Genomic DNA, 16,166 nt, shown 5'->3' with positions numbered 1-16,166 from the left:
GCCAACTTTTATGATTCGATTCGGCTTTTTGTTAAAATGTATGTAACAACGGAGAAAGCAGGAGGATTGTCTAATGGAACACACAACTCAAACGAAAATATTAGTCGTCGATGATGAGGCAAGAATTCGCCGCCTTTTAAAAATGTATTTAGAACGGGAAAATTATGAAATTGATGAAGCGGAAAATGGGGATGAGGCCATTCAAAAAGGACTTCAAACCGATTATGACCTCATTTTGCTTGATTTAATGATGCCTGGGACAGATGGGATTGAAGTGTGTAATCAAATCAGAGATAAAAAAGCCACACCAATTATTATGCTGACAGCAAAAGGTGAGGAAGCTAACCGTGTGCAAGGCTTTGAGGCAGGAACGGATGATTATATCGTCAAACCTTTCAGCCCGCGTGAAGTGGTTCTTCGTGTGAAAGCACTGTTAAGAAGATCGTCGCAAACGTCATACCTTAATACTGGAACAACCACAAAAGATGTTCTCGTATTTTCTCATCTATCCATTGATCATGATGCACACCGGGTCACAGCAGATGGAAAAGAAGTCAGCCTCACGCCGAAAGAATACGAACTTTTGTACTTCTTGGCAAAAACGCCGGATAAGGTCTATGACAGGGAAAAGCTTCTCAAAGAAGTGTGGCAGTATGAATTCTTTGGGGATCTGAGAACAGTGGATACCCACGTCAAAAGGCTTCGCGAAAAACTAAATAAAGTGTCACCAGAAGCAGCGAAAAAAATCGTGACAGTATGGGGTGTCGGGTACAAATTTGAGGTCGGCGCTGAATGAAGCTGTGGAAAAGTGTCGTAGGAAAGCTATGGTTAACCATTCTTTTCCTCGTACTCATTGTTTTATCGATTTTAACTGTGCTTCTTTTAGAGTTCATTGAGAATTACCATGTGGAAGAAGCAAAGTCTGATTTAACACAAATGGCCAACAAAGTAGCAGTCATTTTAGAAAGCCATGAGGATCAATCACTTGCAAGATCGATTACATCAGAACTAGCTGATAAATTGACAAGTATCGCGATTGTTCAAGAGGATGGACTAGAATGGTATTCGTCTGAAAAAGGCGGGAAGCTTCCTGCGATCACAAAAGAACAAATTGAAGCAGACAAAGATTTGAACAAAGCACTGACACAACGAAAAAAAATCAGTAAACGAGCTGAATCTGATACAGGCAATCAGAAGGATGAACGCATTGTAGTAGGTGTTCCTTACGAGGCGAACGGAAAGAAAGGGATGGTTTTTCTTTCTCAATCCCTTCTTGCTGTAGAGCAGACAACAAAACATACGACGCGTTATATCTTCCTCGCAGCCGGAATTGCGATTGTGCTGACAACAATTTTCGCTTTCTTCTTATCTACTCGTGTCACCTATCCTCTCAGAAAGATGAGAGAGGGAGCACAAGATTTGGCGAAAGGGAAATTTGATACAAAGATTCCTATTTTAACGCAAGACGAAATTGGGGAACTGGCGATCGCCTTTAATCAAATGGGTAAGCAGCTTAAATTTCATATAACCGCTTTAAATCAAGAAAAAGAACATTTGTCCAACATTCTCAGCAGTATGGCAGACGGTGTCATCACGATCAATATTGATGGGACGATCCTTATGACAAACCCTCCTGCAGAAAGATTCTTGCAGGCTTGGTATTACGAGCAAAATATGAAGATCAAAGATGGGGATGAACTGCCGCCAGAAGCGCGTGAATTGTTTCATACTGCCGTCAGTACGGAAAAAGAGCAAATGATCGAAGTCACGCTGCAAGGGCGTACTTGGGTTCTTCTCATGTCTCCGCTTTATAACCAGCAAGATGTCAGAGGAGCGGTAGCGGTACTTCGCGATATGACAGAAGAGAGAAGACTGGATAAGCTAAGAAAAGACTTCATTGCAAATGTTAGTCATGAACTCCGCACACCTATTGCTATGCTGCAAGGCTATAGTGAAGCGATTGTCGATGACATTGCCGGATCTGAAGAGGAAAAGAAAGAGATTGCCCAAATTATCTATGATGAATCACTTCGAATGGGGCGTCTTGTGAATGATCTTCTCGATCTCGCACGTATGGAAGCTGGTCATATTACACTGAATCTTGAATCAACTGATACAGAAGAGCTGACTGAAAAAATTTACCGTAAATTCCTTGGAATTGCGAAAGAAAAACAAATCAACCTGACGTATGAAATTCAAGTAGAAGAACCGTATTTTGTATTTGATCCAGATAAAATAGAACAGGTTTTTACAAATCTCATCGATAATGCCATTCGTCATACACCAGAAGGCGGAGAAGTTCACTTCTCAGTTCAATCGGTGGAAAATGGGCTCAAGATGGATGTGAAAGATTCGGGAAGCGGCATTCCTGAAGAGGATCTCCCGTTTATTTTTGAACGGTTCTATAAAGCAGATAAAGCAAGAACAAGAGGACGTTCCGGTACGGGGCTGGGTCTAGCGATTGTGAAGAACATCGTAGAAGCGCATCAAGGCTCCATTCATGCACATAGTAAAGCTGGAACAGGTACTCACTTCACTTTCTATATTCCGAAAAAAAAGCAGGAACTCGTCTAATCTTGACGAAGAATCTTGTTACATGAGAAACACTTCTTTTCGAAAGAAAATGAAGTGTTTTTTCTATTTTCATATTTTTAAGGAGAAGTTAAACTAAAAGCCCTTTCCAAATTGTCGATCTTGTAATATATTTGTCATAAAGTTGTAATGTAACGTTTTGTGAGAGTCACTCGACAAAAATAAGTGAACGGAGGGGTTTCCTATGCATGAAACCTTTCAAAAAATATATGATTCGTACCATCAAGATTTGTACCAATTTTTATTTTATATGGTAAAAGATAAAAATCAGGCAGAGGATCTCGTGCAGGAGGTTTACATTCGGGTACTTCACTCATATAAAACTTTTGAAGGAAGAAGCAGCGAGAAAACATGGCTGTTTTCAATTGCAAGGCATGTGGCAATTGACTGGTTTCGCAAACAGCAAACTATCAGACAACGGGTGCTCGGCACGTTTGATTGGGATAAACAGGATGTAAAAGATCCAGACCTGCTCCCAGATGAATTGGCTGTACAGGATGAAAATATCAAAGAAATTTATGCCGCACTTGATCATTGCACCATTGATCAACGAGCCGTCATCATTTTAAGGTTTATCCAAGGCTACTCAATCATGGAGACGGCCAAGGCGCTAAAGTTCTCGGAAAGCAAAGTCAAAACAACGCAGCACCGAGGCCTGAAAGTGCTCCGAAAACATATGGAGCTTTTGAAGGAGGAGCTAGTGAATGAAAACGAACAGGTCCAATTGGAGCGAAGAACGAATTAAAGTATTACTCAGTCAGCTTCCAAAGGTGGAGGACAACCGTTCATCTAAGCAGATTTACCAGCAAATGCTGATGGCAAGCGGGAAGAAAAAGAAAAGTGCCAGATGGATCGGTCCAGCGGTCGCAACCGTTGTGGTCTTATTTATGGCGTTTTTGATTTCTCCTCATTTATTTCAGCCGGCTGCTCAAGATATAAAGAAAGTGAAAATGGACTCGAGTGCTGAAAAAGGACAGGTGAATGCTACATTAGAGGCGGTAAAAAACACAAATGATCCTTCACATGTTGCTTATGCATCTGACAAAGAAAAGTATATGACGATTTCATACATAGATGAATCGACTTCTCAAGTTGTCCCAATCAGTATTCAAAAAGAAAATAAGCATGATAATGTGCAGGCGCTTCTTGATACATATGAAAAACTTGAGCTGCCTGAAATGACAAAACCTCTTCAAGCTTATATGGATATGGTGGATGTGAGTGAAAAAGGGGATACACTGATTTTTCAGCTGAAAAATGATTTGTCTCTTGATACATTAAAAGAAGCCAATCGTTTTAAAGACATGGTCAAAGAAACGTTAAAATGGAGCCAATATAAACAAGTACAGGTGAAGTCTGTCAATGGCTCGCACCTTCAATTAGGGACGAATGGCCGTCTTGGTACCATTTCAATTAATAAACAAACAAAACACGCTTACTACGTTTTAGAAAATAAGAGCGGGACATTTTTGGTGCCGTCAAAAGATGATTATCCATCTTATAAAGATGCAGTAGAGGCGATGAAGCGGGCGAATGATGCAGGACTCGATCCACTCATTAAAGAAGAGCCTATTAAAAAAGTGACATCAAAAGGAAAACATGCAACCATCACGTTTGGAGCATCAGCACAATTAACGGACTCAATTGATCATATTTTACTTATTGAAGGACTGCTGCTCACAGCGAAAGATTTTGGTTTTACAGATGTCACGATACAAAATGCAGGAACAGATCAAGTAGGCCCATATGAATTAAAAGAACCGCTAGAGGTACCGGCACTGCCAAACCCAGTTGTTATCAAAGAACGCTAAAGGACGCAACTTATTGCGTTCTCAGCGTGTAGACAAACCCTCGCATTCTTTGTCAGTCCTGCGCTCCGGTACTCACGAATGTCAAATTCGCTCTGCTCCGGTGCTCGTCCTTCCTAGACTGCAAAGGTTTTCTATCACGCTGAAACGAAGACAAAGGGCTAAAATCAAGTTCATTTTAGCCCTTTGTCAACAATCTGAGGACGCAACTTATTGCGTTCTTTTTTCATGTATAGAAAAGGGCTTCCTTGAGGTATACTAAGCTGTCATGAAAAGAACTTCAAAGAAGGGAAGTCACTGATGAAAAGGTATTGCTACATATGTGCTAGCTGTTTCTTGTTCTTGGCCTTATCACCGTTTGCCCATGCAGAGAAAACAACCGAGTGGGTGGAACCAATCAAAGGTGAAGTCACTGATTTGTTTGGGACAAGAGGTGGTTCGCATAAGGGGTTAGACATTGCTGCACCAGAAGGAGAATCCATTTTGGCTGCTAGCGAAGGTGTGGTTACTCGTTCCTATGTATCTGCTACATATGGTGAAGTTGTATTTATTCGGCATCCAAATGGATATGAAACCGTCTATGCGCATTTAAATGCGCGTTTTGTGAAGAATGGTGACCATGTACAAACAGGGCAGCCGATCGGCATCATAGGCAACACAGGCGCTTCTAGGGGCACTCATTTGCATTTTGAGGTGCACAGGGGTAATTGGTCAGTTAGTAAAGAAGATGCAGTAGATCCGCTCACAATCATTGCAAGAGATCGTTTCCAAGAGCCAGCCCTTCATGTAGATGGATATGAGAAACATACATATGTCATACAACGAGGGGATACTCTCTGGTCTATAGCTAAAGCACATCAAATGACCGTTGATCAATTGAAGAAAATCAATGCACTGACAACGCATCTCATACGGACAGGTGAACGTTTAATCGTTTCAACAAAATAAACCTCATGCTTTTGCATGAGGTTTACCATTTTTTTATAGGTCAATCAGACGTACAGAAAGAATATCGCTCACTTTAGTTAACGTTTGGACAATTTCATCTTCAAGGTGCTTATCAAAAGAAAGCATCATGATGGCTTCGCCGCCTTTTTCTTTACGGCCTACTTGCATTGTCGCAATGTTCACATCGTGGTCGCCTAAAATCTTTCCAACTTGACCGATCACACCAGGTGCGTCAGTGTGCTGAATATAGACAAGGTGTCCATCTGGGTAAAAGTCAATATTGAAACCATTAATAGAAACGACACGTTCACCTAGATGCGGGATATACGTTGCTTTTAATGTAAAGGTGGAAAGGTCACCTTTGACTTCAATGGAAATGCTGTTCTCATAGCCAGATTCGCTTGAAGAAATTTTCTCGCTAAAGCTAATGCCGCGTTCTTTTGCCACCATACCAGCATTGACTTCATTTACAGTCGAATCGACACGCTCTTTCAAAAAGCCAGAAAGCAGACTTTTTGTAATAAATGATGTTTCGAGTTTTGCGATAGATCCTTCATATGAAATGCTGACTTCTTTTACAGGTTCTCTCATCGATTGAGAAACAAGACGTCCAAGTTTTCCTGCAAATTGATGATAAGGCTGGATTTTCTTGAACTCGTCTTTTGTCATCGCTGGTAGATTAATAGATGACATGACCGGGAGTCCTTTTGCAAATTGAAGAACTTCTTCAGAGACTTGTGCCGCTACATTTAATTGTGCTTCTTTTGTAGATGCACCAAGATGCGGAGTGGCAATGACGTTTGGATGATCCACAAGTGGATTCTCAGTAGGTGGTTCTACTTCAAATACATCGAGAGCAGCCCCTGCGACATGACCATTTTCAAGTGCTTCAAGAAGGTCTCGTTCGTCAATGATGCCGCCGCGTGCACAGTTCACTAGACGAACACCTTTTTTCGTTTTTGCGATTGTTTCTTTATTGAGAAGTCCTCTAGTTTCTTTTGTTAAAGGTGTATGTACCGTAATAATATCTGATACTTCAAGCACTTCATCAAGTGATTTTGCATTGACACCAATTTTTTCGGCACGTTCTTTTGTAAGGAAAGGGTCAAATACGTTGACGGTCATGCCAAATGCTCTTGCACGCTGGGCGATTTCACTTCCAATTCTGCCTAAGCCAACAATCCCAAGAGATTTTCCGTAAAGCTCAGCACCGACATATGCGCCTCTGTTCCATTCTTTTGATTTCACAGAAATATTCGCTTGAGGAATATGACGCATGAGAGATGAGATCATCGCAAACGTATGCTCTGCCGTTGAAATCGTATTCCCATTTGGTGCATTGATGACAATCACACCGTGTTTTGTTGCTTCATCAATGTCAATGTTGTCGACTCCCACACCAGCACGGCCAACAATTTTTAATGAAGTCATTTTTTCATAAAGTTCTTTTGTCACTTTTGTGGCACTTCTGACAAGTAAGGCATCAAACGTGTGTAATTCATCTTCTGCTTCTGTTACATTTTTTTGAACAATTTCAACAAAATCTGATTCTAATAGTGGTAAAAGACCATCATTGCTCATCTTATCTGAGACTAATACTCGAAACATCGTAAGATTTCCTCCTAAAATAAACGTCATAAATATCTGATAATTTACCATATTCCTTTTCACTGTGTCAATCAAATTAAAGCAGTAAAGCGAAAAAGAAAACACGAACATTTTTTAGTGTATTGATCAAGAATGGACACCTTTAAACAAAAGATACCCAATTTTTACGCATTTGTCATTATAAATTTTAGGTTTTTTACGATTTCTTAAAACTGATGAATTTGCTCAGGATTTTTATCTGTACAAATGCTCATATATCATATATAATGATGTCGAATTGAATAATGATCAATCTTCGGGGCAGGGTGTAATTCCCTACCGGCGGTGATGAGGCATAGTCTCTAAGCCCGCGAGCCTTTTTTGGCAGGATTCGGTGTGATTCCGAAGCCGACAGTATAGTCTGGATGGGAGAAGATGGAGGTTCGTAAACGTTGAAAACATGTCTGTTTATACGTTTATTTGTGTAGCCTAAATTTCCCGCTCCTGTGTATGTATTCAGAGCGGTTTTTTTGTGGCTAAAATTGAACAATCCTCTTTTCGAAAGATTTGATCGAAAAGGAGAGAGAATATTGAATCAAAGTAAAGTAAAACGTTTAGTTGTCATCAGCATGCTTAGCAGTATCGCATTTGTATTAATGTTATTGAATTTCCCTTTCCCTGGGCTTCCTGGGTATTTAAAAATTGATTTTAGTGATATTCCTGCGATTATTGCGATTTTAATTTATGGGCCAGGTGCTGGGATTGCTGTTGAAGCTTTAAAGAATCTACTGCACTACCTCATTCATGGTAGCATGTCCGGTGTGCCTGTGGATCAAGTAGCGAATTTTACAGCAGGTGTACTATTCATCTTACCGGTGGCTTTTATTTTTAAAAAGATTAAATCAGCAAGAGGGTTAGCATGGTCCATGATCCTCGGAACATTACTCATGACAGTCATGATGAGCATCTTAAACTATTTCTTGTTCCTTCCTGCTTATACATGGTTTTTGAATGCACCCGTCCTGTCAGATCATGTGCTAAAGGCAACCATTACAGCAGGGATCTTGCCTTTTAACCTGATTAAAGGAATCATCATCACCATCGTCTTTAGTTTCATTTTTGTCAAAATGCGTCCATGGTTTGAAAATAAACGTCGACTTCAAAATAGTTAATATAAAAAAAGCCCCTTTTAAAGGGGCTTTTATCCTATTCATGCTTAAGTGGATCACCATCGAAAGTTTCGTCCGCAACTTTAATTGAGTCAGTTGGGCAACCTTCAAATGCATCAAGCATATCTTCTTCAAGTACTTCTGGAACTTCTACAGTCCCCTGATTGTCATCAAGCGTGACAAATGCAATGCCTTCATCATCATAATCATAAATGTCTGGAGCAGCTGCACCGCATGCGCCGCAAGCAATACATGTGTCTTTGTCTACAATTGTATATTTTGCCATGTTAAAAAAATACCTCCCAGATTGTTCGATGGAACAAATGGTTTAACCTTTTTAGTTTCACCGATAAAAAACCAATTTCCTCAAACCTTATTGTAATGATTTTAAATTCACATTTCAACTGTAAAGTGATTGAGAATGCTTATCACATAAGGGTTTGTTCATAACTTTCCCCCATTAATTGAGTTTAAACATTTCTTCTTCAATGAAATCTGTTAAAATAAAGGGAGAAAATATTCGAATTTTGTCAGGAAGACAGGTGCTTTGGTCAATGACGATTCATTACTTGGATGTCATGTTGATGGACAGCGTACATAAATTGAACGGCGAACGCTCCATTAGTGCTGTCTACCATCTTTTTAAAGGAAAAAAATCATCACAAACGATACAGGATGCAAGTTTGTTTCAGCTTTCTAGCTACTTCGGCTGCTATCCAGCTTTTACGAGGGATCAGTTGAACCGCTCTGTACAAAGGCTAAAAGAGCAGCACTTCATCAGAAAGACAGGGGATACATTCATCGCCACAGATGCAGGAATAAGTATGCTCAGGCAGTGTTTCACTGAAAAACCGATGCCAGTTTATTTTAATGGTGCCAAGTATCATGATAAAGCAAAGGTGTTATGGATGAGACTGTCTTTACTTGTGCAGGTCCTTTCACATCATGCAGCGGGGTCACAACACTATGTGCCGATTCAAAGAGATATATCGGTTCAAAACTGGACAAAATCCTTCTTCTCGCAATATCACCAGAAGAAAAAGCTTTCTGAAGATATCCATCATGAGCTTGAAACACTTCTTGCTCATTTAACTGATCAAGAGGCACTGCTTTTTGTTTATTCATTGACTTCCAATGAAAGAATCGGACGGACGTACCAGCAAATGGCGGAATGGATGAAAGAAGATGTATGGTATGTTTACTTGCTTTTTTGGAATGTGCTCCATTATTTTATTCAATGTGCGCAAAAAGGTGAGGCACCGATCATCCAGCGAATGATAGATGATCTTCAATTCAAACGTGTGCTTACCACCTCTACCCATAAAACGCTTGAGCTTGTACAAAAAGGGTTCAGTATTGATCAAATTGCTCATATTCGTTCATTAAAAAAAGCGACAATTGAAGATCATATTGTAGAGCTCTCGATACATGAGCCGAGCTTCTCGATCGAACCATATGTCAGTAGTGAAGCTCAACAGGCGATACATGAGGTAGCCGGTCAGCTCCAAACCAACAAGATGAAGCTGATCAAAGAAAGTCTCGAGCATTCATTTACTTATTTTCAAATACGATTGGCATTGACAAGGATGGTGAAAGCAAGTGGATAAGCTTCATCAGACGCTGATGCGATACTTTGGTTATGATGCCTTCAAAACAGGTCAGGAGGACATTATTCGAAGTGTACTTCAACAAAAAGATACGGTTGCCATGCTTCCTACTGGTGGCGGGAAGTCACTTTGTTATCAAATTCCGGGCTATTTGACAGACGGGTTAGTGCTGATCATTTCACCTCTTTTATCACTCATGGAAGATCAAGTAGAACGCATGAAAATGCGCGGTGAAAAGCGAGTGGCTGCGCTTAACAGTACACTGTCCTTTCAGGAAAGAAGACATATTATTCGGCATTTGCCATCATATAAATTTTTATTTGTCGCACCTGAGGCGCTTATGTCAGAGGTATTGGTAGAGCAGCTCAAAGCGATGCATGTGGGTCTATTCGTTGTAGATGAAGCTCACTGTATATCGGAATGGGGACATGATTTCCGCCCGGAATATTCCAAGCTTGGGGAATGGAGGGAAGCGCTCGGTAATCCTGTCGCCTTAGCACTAACGGCAACTGCGACGAAACAAACCTTAAAAGATACTGTGCAAACGTTGCGGCTAGAGCATCCAGATGTTCATATTCATTCAGTCAACCGGCCGAATATTGCACTATTAAAAGAGGCGCATGAAACGAAAGAAGCAAAAGAGAAACGAGCACTTGAGTTTGTGGAAACCCTTCAAGGGCCTGGGCTGATTTATTGTCCGACCCGGCAAATGACAGAAGATATCTCACGTTTGGTGAAACAAAAAACGCATCAACGTGTAGAGTTTTATCATGGCGGAATGGAGTCAGGAGACCGCATGCTGATCCAGCAGCAATTTATCAGTGGTCAAATTGATCTCATTTGCTGTACAAGTGCTTTTGGAATGGGAATTGATAAAGCAAATATACGCTTTGTGATTCATATGAGTCCGCCTCAGTCAATTGAAGCATTTATGCAGGAAATTGGAAGAGCTGGACGGGACGGGAAAAATAGTGTGAGCGTTCTTTTATATACAGAAGAGGATGCGGATATTCAAAGTCATTTGATTCAAGCAGAAGGTTTTGATGATCCAGAAATTGATTTTTTCTTAGCTCGAGTATCACAAATGCCGATCAATGATGAAAAGAAATTACGTGAACAATTGATGGAAGCAGGGCTTCAGGAGACGCGCGCGCGAATGCTCTCGCATTATTACACGATGTACCAAACTGAACAGCCCCGTTTACTCATGAAGAAGCTGAAAGAAAAGCTGCAGGATAGACAAACAGAAAAGCTAAAAAAAGTGTGGCAGTTTAAAGAGCATATCACTGGCCATCGCTGCTTTAGGCAATCTTTGTTATCATACTTTGATGAGCAGCTTGATCTAACGGAGGACGCTTCCTTTGGGAACTGCTGCTCTTCATGCGGACTTGACCTGTCTGATTACGAAAAAAAAGATCAACCATTGGAGCTGAATGAAATGAAACACTGGAAGACCGAGCTGGATCGTCTGTTTCACCTGACAAAAGAGGCGCAGCATTGATTGAACAACATCGCCGTATTATTGAAAAATTAACCGATCGACAAGTAGTAGAACAGTTGTATTTTACACAGCTGCTCATGCTGATTGTCTCTTTTTTACTAGGGATGTTTATGTTTGATCATTGGACTGATTTTACAGCCCTATGGCAGATCCGAGATATGCGTATCCTGACTTACGGAATTGGCGGCGCTTTGCTTGTGATTATTGTCGACGCTATTGTCATGAAGGTGTTTCCGGCTCATATGTATGATGATGGCGGATTAAATGAAAAAATGTTCAAAAACCGCAGCATCCCGCATATTGTTTGGTTAACGCTGCTCATTGCCTTTTCAGAAGAAATTTTATTTCGCGGGATCGTTCAGCAGCAATTTGGACTGGAGATCGCAAGCATTGTGTTTGCACTTCTTCACTTTCGCTACTTGTCAAAAATACTCTTGTTTATCCTTGTGGTTTCTATTAGTATTTTTTTAGGACTTTTATACGAGTGGACAGGGAATTTATTCGTTCCTGTCATGACACACTTTGTCATTGACTTAGTCTTTGCAAGTCAAATTCGTTTTAAATATTGGGGGAGGGATGAACATGGAAGAAATGTCGAGAATGAAGAGAAAAAAGCAGCAGCTGACAAACATCCATGATGAGGATGTAGAGGAAAATCTTGAAGAAGAAAAAGTGCACCCTTCAGATGACTCTCACTTTCCTACACGAGAAGATTTTCATGAATATAAAAAGCAGCGAACTAAAAAAGTGCGTAATCCATTGTTTACGACACTGGCTATTATCTTTCCTATTATTGTCGTCACGGTTTTCTTCCTGTTGATTTATTACACATCAAAGGAAATTAATGATAACAACAATCAAGGTGTTTATATTGATAAAACGTCGAGTGCTGACACAGATCCAGTCCCGTCAGCACTTGTTGAAACAAAAAATGATTCAAGCGCTGACAAAGCGGATGCGTCTGATGATGAGAAGAAAAAGAAAGATGCTGATAAAGAAAAGCAGCGTTCAAAAGAAAAAGCAGAGCAAAAGAAAAAAGAACAAGCCGCTAAAGAGAAGGCTGAGCGTGAAAAGGCCGAAGCTGCAAAAAAGCGTGAGCAGCAACAGCTCGCTCTTCAAAAACAGCAGGAAGAGAAAAAGCGAAAAGAAGCAGAAGAGAAGAAGAAGCAGGAAGAAAAACCTGTTCGTGTCGTGCAGCATACTGTTGGACCAGAGGAAAACTTGTATCGGATTTCCATGAAGTATTATCAAAACCGATCAGGGGAAGAGAAAATTCGAGCTTACAATCATTTAAAAGGAAATAGCGTGTACAGCGGGCAAGTATTGAATATCCCATTAGAAAATTAATATTTGACATGAATGAATCGAAAAGCACATACATATGTAGAAAAAAGGGACAAGGGTGTATGTGATGACATTGCACGCAATCAGCCGCTATATGGATCAGCCGACACAGAAAATGATTGAAACATTGATCAAAAGGAAACGCAAATACGAGGGATTTGCAAAACAATGCAAAAGGTGGCAATGGACAGCCCTTTTATCACTTGCGATTCTTCTGTTTTATTTTGTGATAACAGCTAATAGCGGGGGCTCCCTGCAGCCGGAAGCGATGATTGCCACATTGCTTGGCCATGAGGTGTTTCTGTTTTGGATCATGGCTGAAGTGTTTGCTTTTTACGCATCGTATTATTATAAGAAAAAAGAAGAAAAGGCTGAGGATGAATATCATAAGCTCAGATGTGAAATTATACAGAAAAGCACAGATTTATGGCCTCAATCAAATCAATGGAAAGAGCGCGAGGCCGTTTTTCACTTCATGCAGACGCAATATGACATCAATCTCTATTATGAAAGTAAATAAATGAGCAAAAGACGTTTAAACAGTTGAAACGTCTTTTTTCATTCAAGCGTCCTATAAAAGAAAGCTGATACAAGGGAGTCATTCATAATGAAATATGCCATCGGATTTACTGCTGCCATAGCAGCTGTGACAACAGGTGTGTGTGTAACAGCGAAAATGGTGAAAACGGCAAAACAAAACAACATCAAAAAGCATTACTTTACAATAGAAGGACTGCAGTCAGATCGACCTGCTGTCATTTTCTTTATTTCTGATACACATCGCCGTCTAATTAGTGATACTTTATTAGCGGAAGTGAAAGAGCAGCAGCCTGATGTCATTATGATCGGCGGGGACTTAGCTGAAAAGGGAGTCCCTTATGCTAGAGTCGAAGAAAATGTGAAACGTTTAGCAAGGATTGCCCCGGTGTATTTTGTGTGGGGGAATAACGACCATGAGCTGCATCAGCAAAAACTCAAAGACATCCTCCATACCTATCAGGTGACGACATTGCAAAATGAGACGACTGTGTGGGATTTTGAAGGACAGCCCATTAAAATAGGCGGAATCGATGATATCCGGCTTGAAAAAGCAGATTATGAAGCGATTCGGCCGGAGTTTGTCAAAGAAGATGTGAATATCCTTTTATCACACAACCCAGATGTGCATCACTTGATGAGTGAAGAAGAGGGAATTGATCTTGTTTTGAGTGGTCATACCCATGGGGGTCAAATTCGTATTGGGAAATTTGGTCCGTATGAAAAAGGAAGAACAGGCCAAGTCAAAGGTGCTTTCTTTCTGATAAGTAATGGTTACGGAACAACAAAGATTCCGATGCGTCTTGGAGCAGAACCAGAAACCCATCTGATCTATTTAATGCCGCTAAAAACGCGCTAAGTTGATGCCCCATCAATATTTTCCATAAAAGTCACCGTAAGCATAGCTTCATGCTTGTCTTCCGTCTTGACACAGTGTAAACTGAATACAAAATTAAGAACCTATGACTCATCATCTCATATACTACAGTATGATGTGTGTTAGAAGAGGCAGGAGGGAACGTTATGCGGCTAGAGCGTCTGAATTATAATAAAATCAAAATTTTTCTCACACTAGATGATCTGACAGACCGAGGTCTTACGAAAGAAGACCTTTGGAAAGATTCGTTCAAAGTTCATCAGCTGTTTAAAGACATGATGAACGAAGCGAATCAGGAGCTCGGTTTTGAAGCGAATGGACCGATTGCTGTTGAAGTATTTTCTCTTCAGGCGCAGGGGATGGTCGTCATTGTGACAAAGAGTCAGCAGGAAGATGCTGATGATGAGTTTGATGAAGATTACATTGAGATGCAAGTCAAGCTCGACGAGAGCAAGCATGTGCTTTATCAATTTGCCTCGTTTGAAGATGTGATTCAACTGTCCCATAGTTTAAGTCGTATTGGACTTTTAGGGGGTACAGTTTACCATTATGAAGGTCAATATTTTCTCAGCCTAGATGATTTCGAAGAACTGTCTGCAGATACGGTCATTTCTATTTTAGCGGAGTTCGGTTCACCGACGACATTAACCATTCACCGGTTAAAAGAATACGGAAAAGTGATCATGCAGGAAGATGCAGTGAAAACGATTCAACTGTATTTTTAATCACTTTTTTCTATTATATTTAATACTGTTGTGATGAAACAACAGTATTTTTTTATATCCATTTTTATATTTATAAACGCTGATATTTTATTTTGATAAAAAACGCTTTTTACCTTTGCTTTACCAGTACGAAGGTGTATACTATTGCTTGAAAGGGAGCAGTAGATCATGAAAGATTTCTAGGGGGTTTATTTTAATGGCAGCCGATCAAAACGCCGCTCATAACGCAGAAGATAAGCTAGATGTTTTAAAGTCAACTCAAACCGTCATACATAAAGCGCTTGATAAATTGGGCTATCCGCAAGAAGTGTATGAATTGCTGAAGGAGCCAATTCGCCTATTAACGGTCAAAATTCCAGTACGTATGGATGATGGATCGGTGAAAATTTTCACTGGTTATCGTGCGCAGCATAATGATGCTGTCGGTCCAACAAAAGGCGGAATTCGATTCCACCCGAACGTTACTGAAAAAGAAGTAAAAGCGCTTTCAATTTGGATGAGTTTAAAATGTGGTATTGTGGATCTTCCTTATGGCGGAGGAAAAGGCGGTATTATCTGTGATCCAAGAGAAATGTCATTTAGGGAGCTTGAAAAACTAAGCCGCGGCTATGTTCGCGCAATTAGCCAAATCGTTGGACCAACAAAAGATGTTCCAGCACCAGATGTGTTTACAAACTCTCAAATCATGGCATGGATGATGGATGAGTATTCTAGAATTGATGAATTTAACTCGCCAGGATTTATTACAGGAAAACCAATTGTTCTTGGAGGCTCACACGGACGTGATACTGCAACGGCAAAAGGTGTAACGATCTGTATCAAAGAAGCGGCGAAGAAAAAAGGAATTGACATCAATGGGGCTCGTGTTGTCGTTCAGGGATTCGGAAATGCAGGAAGTTACTTGGCTAAATTTATGTATGATGCCGGAGCGAAAATCGTAGGAATTTCAGATGCTTACGGCGGTTTGTATGATGAAGATGGTCTCGATATTGACTACTTGCTTGACCGACGTGACAGCTTTGGAACCGTCACTAAATTATTTAATGATACAATTACAAACCAAGAGCTGCTTGAGCTAGATTGTGATATCTTAGTACCTGCAGCCATTGAAAATCAAATTACAGAAGATAATGCGGCGAACATTAAAGCCAAAATTGTCGTAGAAGCAGCAAATGGACCAACGACATTGGAAGGGACAAAAATTCTTTCAGATCGTGGTGTACTGCTTGTTCCAGACGTACTTGCAAGTGCGGGTGGAGTGACTGTTTCTTACTTTGAATGGGTTCAGAATAACCAAGGGTTCTACTGGACAGAAGAAGAAGTAGAAACTCGTTTAGAAGATATGATGGTGAAATCATTTAATAATATTTATGAAATGGCGCAAAACCGCCGTATTGATATGCGACTAGCAGCATATATGGTCGGTGTACGTAAAATGGCTGAAGCTTCTCGATTCAGAGGCTGGATTTAA

The 16,166-nt window shown here is 40.4% G+C and carries 16 protein-coding genes and 1 riboswitch; of the genes, 14 read left to right on the top strand and 2 right to left on the bottom strand.

The window, feature by feature from the left end; all coding sequences use genetic code 11:
* Nucleotides 1–73: 73 nt before the first annotated feature.
* From NST09_RS10715 to NST09_RS10695, 5 genes are all read left to right on the top strand, one after another.
* On the top strand, nucleotides 74–796 hold the full coding sequence (locus tag NST09_RS10715; protein ID WP_003215596.1) for a response regulator transcription factor: 723 nt from the start codon (nucleotides 74–76) through the stop codon (nucleotides 794–796).
* On the top strand, nucleotides 793–2,574 hold the full coding sequence (locus tag NST09_RS10710; protein WP_008344481.1) for an ATP-binding protein: 1,782 nt from the start codon (nucleotides 793–795) through the stop codon (nucleotides 2,572–2,574). The genes NST09_RS10715 and NST09_RS10710 overlap by 4 nt, the downstream gene beginning before the upstream one ends.
* Nucleotides 2,575–2,776: 202 nt before the next feature.
* Nucleotides 2,777–3,337, top strand: coding sequence for an RNA polymerase sigma factor SigX (sigX, locus tag NST09_RS10705; RefSeq protein WP_007501006.1), 561 nt, complete (start codon nucleotides 2,777–2,779; stop codon nucleotides 3,335–3,337).
* Nucleotides 3,297–4,403 (top strand): hypothetical protein, encoded by a 1,107-nt coding sequence (locus NST09_RS10700; RefSeq protein WP_058214423.1) that lies wholly within the window; start codon nucleotides 3,297–3,299, stop codon nucleotides 4,401–4,403. Before sigX ends, NST09_RS10700 begins: the two co-directional genes overlap by 41 nt.
* A 297-nt stretch (nucleotides 4,404–4,700) precedes the next feature.
* On the top strand, nucleotides 4,701–5,348 hold the full coding sequence (locus NST09_RS10695; RefSeq protein ID WP_058214422.1) for a M23 family metallopeptidase: 648 nt from the start codon (nucleotides 4,701–4,703) through the stop codon (nucleotides 5,346–5,348).
* Between the two features lie 33 nt (nucleotides 5,349–5,381).
* On the opposite strand, the gene serA is transcribed toward NST09_RS10695, so the two are convergent.
* Nucleotides 5,382–6,956, bottom strand: a complete 1,575-nt coding sequence (gene serA, locus NST09_RS10690; protein WP_008344488.1) for a phosphoglycerate dehydrogenase — start codon at nucleotides 6,954–6,956, stop codon at nucleotides 5,382–5,384.
* Between the two features lie 287 nt (nucleotides 6,957–7,243).
* A riboswitch (FMN riboswitch) is annotated at nucleotides 7,244–7,376 on the top strand.
* A 149-nt stretch (nucleotides 7,377–7,525) separates the two neighbouring features.
* On the opposite strand from serA, the gene NST09_RS10685 reads away from it, so the two are divergent.
* Complete coding sequence (locus NST09_RS10685) at nucleotides 7,526–8,107, top strand: ECF transporter S component (protein WP_008344490.1); 582 nt, start codon at nucleotides 7,526–7,528, stop codon at nucleotides 8,105–8,107.
* 34 nt (nucleotides 8,108–8,141) lie between these two features.
* Here NST09_RS10685 and NST09_RS10680 read toward each other — a convergent pair whose 3' ends face one another.
* Nucleotides 8,142–8,390, bottom strand: a complete 249-nt coding sequence (locus NST09_RS10680) for a ferredoxin (RefSeq protein WP_008344492.1) — start codon at nucleotides 8,388–8,390, stop codon at nucleotides 8,142–8,144.
* Between the two features lie 268 nt (nucleotides 8,391–8,658).
* Here NST09_RS10680 and NST09_RS10675 point away from each other — a divergent pair, with 268 nt between their 5' ends.
* The 8 genes from NST09_RS10675 (at nucleotide 8,659) to NST09_RS10640 (ending at nucleotide 16,166) form a co-directional block, all read left to right on the top strand.
* Nucleotides 8,659–9,711, top strand: a complete 1,053-nt coding sequence (locus tag NST09_RS10675; RefSeq protein WP_224558427.1) for a helix-turn-helix domain-containing protein — start codon at nucleotides 8,659–8,661, stop codon at nucleotides 9,709–9,711.
* The gene (locus NST09_RS10670; RefSeq protein WP_342493000.1) at nucleotides 9,704–11,212 is read left to right on the top strand and encodes an ATP-dependent DNA helicase RecQ; all 1,509 of its coding nucleotides are present in this window, start codon (nucleotides 9,704–9,706) and stop codon (nucleotides 11,210–11,212) included. The genes NST09_RS10675 and NST09_RS10670 overlap by 8 nt, the downstream gene beginning before the upstream one ends.
* The gene (locus tag NST09_RS10665) at nucleotides 11,209–11,850 is read left to right on the top strand and encodes a CPBP family intramembrane glutamic endopeptidase (RefSeq protein WP_268359006.1); all 642 of its coding nucleotides are present in this window, start codon (nucleotides 11,209–11,211) and stop codon (nucleotides 11,848–11,850) included. The genes NST09_RS10670 and NST09_RS10665 overlap by 4 nt, the downstream gene beginning before the upstream one ends.
* Complete coding sequence (locus tag NST09_RS10660) at nucleotides 11,795–12,559, top strand: LysM peptidoglycan-binding domain-containing protein (protein WP_268359007.1); 765 nt, start codon at nucleotides 11,795–11,797, stop codon at nucleotides 12,557–12,559. The genes NST09_RS10665 and NST09_RS10660 overlap by 56 nt, the downstream gene beginning before the upstream one ends.
* Before the next feature lie 64 nt (nucleotides 12,560–12,623).
* Complete coding sequence (locus NST09_RS10655) at nucleotides 12,624–13,076, top strand: DUF2663 family protein (RefSeq protein ID WP_007500988.1); 453 nt, start codon at nucleotides 12,624–12,626, stop codon at nucleotides 13,074–13,076.
* Between the two features lie 87 nt (nucleotides 13,077–13,163).
* Entirely contained in the window at nucleotides 13,164–13,952 is a 789-nt protein-coding gene (locus NST09_RS10650) for a metallophosphoesterase (protein WP_210552092.1), read from the top strand.
* A gap of 164 nt (nucleotides 13,953–14,116) precedes the next feature.
* Complete coding sequence (locus tag NST09_RS10645) at nucleotides 14,117–14,695, top strand: genetic competence negative regulator (protein ID WP_007500984.1); 579 nt, start codon at nucleotides 14,117–14,119, stop codon at nucleotides 14,693–14,695.
* Nucleotides 14,696–14,891: 196 nt separating this feature from the next.
* Nucleotides 14,892–16,166, top strand: coding sequence for a Glu/Leu/Phe/Val dehydrogenase (locus NST09_RS10640; RefSeq protein ID WP_007500982.1), 1,275 nt, complete (start codon nucleotides 14,892–14,894; stop codon nucleotides 16,164–16,166).

Origin of the sequence: Bacillus sp. FSL W7-1346, assembly GCF_038593335.1 — a bacterium.
Lineage (GTDB): Bacteria > Bacillota > Bacilli > Bacillales > Bacillaceae > Bacillus > Bacillus altitudinis.
Note: the sequence above shows the minus strand (reverse complement) of the source record. Positions and strands in the feature narration are given on the sequence as shown.